Raw genomic sequence first — 3131 nt, forward strand, 5'->3', positions numbered from 1 at the left:
GGCTCGGGGAAAAAGGGGGTCAGTGGAACTGGGCCGTCTCGGTGGAGCCGGCCAGGGCGAGGGTGGCGCTGTCGGGGTTGAGCGCGGTCGAGACGACGTCGAAGTAGCCGGTGCCCGCCTCGCGCTGGTGGCGCGTGGCGGTGTATCCGTTCGCTTCGGCGGCGAACTCGGCCTCCTGCAGCTCGACGTACGCGCTCATGGCGCGTTCGGCGTAGCCGCGGGCGAGGTCGAACATCGAGTGGTTCACGGCATGGAAGCCGGCCAGCGTGATGAACTGGAAGGCGTAGCCCATCGCCGCGAGCTCCGCCTGGAACGTCGCGATCTGGGCGTCGTCGAGGTGGCGCTTCCAGTTGAAGCTCGGCGAGCAGTTGTAGGCGAGCTTCTTGCCCGGGTAGCGGGCGTGGATCGCCTCGGCGAAGGCGCGGGCGAGCTCGATGTCGGGCTCCCCGGTCTCCACCCACAGCAGGTCGGCGTAGGGGGCGAAGGCGAGGCCGCGCGCGATGACCGAGTCGAGTCCCGGTCGCACGCGGTAGAAGCCCTCGGTCGTGCGCTCGCCGGTGAGGAACTCGGCATCCCGCGGGTCGACGTCGCTGGTCAGCAGGTCGGCGGCCAGGGCGTCGGTGCGGGCGATGATGACCGTCGGCACCCCCGCGACGTCGGCGGCCAGGCGCGCGGCGTTGAGCGTGCGGATGTGCTGCTGGATCGGCACGAGCACCTTCCCGCCGAGGTGTCCGCACTTCTTCTCGCTCGCGAGCTGGTCCTCCCAGTGGATGCCGGCGGCCCCCGCCGCGATCAGCGACTGCGCCAGTTCGTAGGCGTTGAGCGGACCGCCGAAGCCGGCCTCGGCGTCGGCGACGATGGGGGCGAGCCAGTCCTGGGTGATCTCTCCCTCGGCGCGCTCGATCTGGTCCTGTCGCAGCAGCGCGTTGTTGATGCGACGCACCACGGCGGGAACGCTGTTGGCGGGGTACAGGCTCTGGTCGGGGTAGGTCTGACCCGCGAGGTTGCCGTCGGCGGCGACCTGCCAGCCGCTGAGGTAGATGGCCTTGAGCCCGGCACGGACCTGCTGCACGGCCTGGCCGCCGGTGTAGGCACCGAGGGCGCGGACGTAGTCCTCGGTGTGGAGGAGGTTCCAGAGGTTCTCGGCTCCGCGGCGGGCGAGGGTGGATTCCTCGCGGACGCTGCCGCGGAGGCGGACGACGTCCTCGGCCGAGTACGTGCGCTCGATGCCGTCCCACCGCGGGTCGTTCTCCCACGCGGCGCGGATCTCATCGGCGGTCTCGGTCTGGTCGCCGGGGCGCAGAGGCGGCTGGGCGGGGGTGGCCTGGATCGTCATGAGCGTTCTCCTTCGGGATGCTGGGGCTTCGGTGCCCCGTGGAGACCACTGTGGGCGAAGAACAAGCCCCGTTCCGAAGATTCTTCTTGTGAAGATCGCCCGATCTTCCGCTTCTGTGAGAACCTGCCGGTATGGACACCGGCGTCTCGATCCCCTCGGCATCCCTCCCGCTCGACGATGAGGGAGTGGACACGCTCACCATCGGCCGCCGCATCCGGCAGCTGCGCACCGCGCGCGGCCTCACGCTCGACGAGCTCGCCGCGGCGGTCGGTCGTGCTCCGAGCCAGATGTCGATGATCGAGAACGGTCGCCGCGAGCCGAAGCTCACGCTGCTGCAGGCGATCGCGCGGTCGCTGGAGTGCAAACTCGAGCAGATCCTCGACGCCGAGCCCCTCGACGAGCGCGCGGCTCTGGAGATCTCGGTGGAGCGCGCGATGCGCGGGCAGACGTTCCAAGCGCTCGGCATCGAGCCGTTCCGTGTGGGGCGGTCGGTGCCCGACGAGGTGCTGTCGGCGATGCTCACGCTGCAGGGCGAGATCGAGCGCCTCCGCGAGGAGCGCTCGGCGACGCCCGAGGAGGCGCGGCGGGCGAACGTGGCCCTGCGCCGGCTCATGCGCACGCAGGACAACCACTTCCCCGACCTCGAGCGCACGGCATCCGGGATCCTGACCGCGATCGAGCATCCCGGCGGTCCCCTCACGCAGCGCGGGGCGAGCGACATCGCCGCGCACCTCGGCTTCTCGCTGCACTACGTGCCCGACCTGCCGACGTCGACGCGGAGCATCGCGGATGCCAAGAACGGCCGGCTCTACCTCTCGACGAAGGTCGCGAAGGGCGACCCGCGCGCGGCGGTGCTGCAGGCCCTGTCGAGCCGCATCCTCGGGCACGGCGAGCCGACGAGCTACGACGAGTTCCTGCGCCAGCGCGTCGAGACGAACTACCTCACGGGAGCCCTGCTCATGCCCGAGGCGCACGTCGTTGCGGCCCTGCGCGAGGCGAAGGAGCGGCGCACGATCAGCATCGAAGACCTCCGCGACGCCTACTCGGTGTCGTACGAGACCGCTGCGCACCGCTTCACGAACCTCGCGACCGTGCACCTCGGCATCCCGGTGCACTTCCTCAAGGTGCACGAGTCGGGGACGATCACGAAGGCGTACGAGAACGACGACGTGAACTTCCCCACCGACCGCCTCGGCTCGATCGAGGGGCAGATGTGCTGCCGGCGCTGGACGAGCCGCGTGGTGTTCGACGAGGACGATCTGTTCAACCCGTACTACCAGTACACCGACACCGGCAACGGCACCTACTGGTGCACCGCGCGCGTGGAGCAGTCGAGCGAGGGCGCGCACTCGGTGAGCGTCGGCGTGCGCTTCGACGACACGAAGTGGTTCCGCGGGCGCGACACTCCCAACCGCGGGGTCTCGCGGCACGCGGTGGAGACCTGCTGCCGCCGCGCGCCCGCCGACCTCGAGGCCGCGTGGCGTGGGCAGGCGTGGCCGAACGTGCGGACGCCGCGGACGCTGCTCGCGACCCTGCCGACGGGGTCGTTCCCGGGGGTCGACACGACGGAGATGTACGAGTTCCTGCAGGCGCACGCGCCGGGGGAGTGACCGCGGGGGAAGGGGTTGCGTAGAAACCTTTCGCGTGTAAGGTTTTAGTCCAGCGAGCTCCATCCCCCCGGAGCGCTTTCGATGAGGAGAGCAGTCATGAAGCACACCCTCGCGGCATCCACCGCGATCCTCGGACTCGTCGTGGGCGGCCTCGCCGCGGCATCCCCCGCCGCGGCCGCGCCCCC

2 protein-coding genes are annotated in these 3131 nt (G+C 70.4%); one reads left to right on the top strand and one right to left on the bottom strand.

All coding sequences use genetic code 11. From position 1 onward, the window contains the following. Positions 1-19 precede the first annotated feature (19 nt). Positions 20-1336 carry an isocitrate lyase gene (aceA, locus tag NS220_RS18265; RefSeq protein ID WP_058625400.1) on the bottom strand — a complete coding sequence of 439 codons (1317 nt, stop codon included), beginning with the start codon at positions 1334-1336 and terminating at the stop codon, positions 20-22. 131 nt (positions 1337-1467) lie between these two features. Between aceA and NS220_RS18270 the strand changes: the two genes are divergently transcribed. Next, on the top strand, positions 1468-2946 hold the full coding sequence (locus NS220_RS18270) for a helix-turn-helix transcriptional regulator (RefSeq protein ID WP_058625401.1): 1479 nt from the start codon (positions 1468-1470) through the stop codon (positions 2944-2946). Positions 2947-3131: the final 185 nt, after the last annotated feature.

Origin of the sequence: Microbacterium testaceum, assembly GCF_001476655.1 — a bacterium.
Taxonomy (GTDB): domain Bacteria; phylum Actinomycetota; class Actinomycetes; order Actinomycetales; family Microbacteriaceae; genus Microbacterium; species Microbacterium testaceum_C.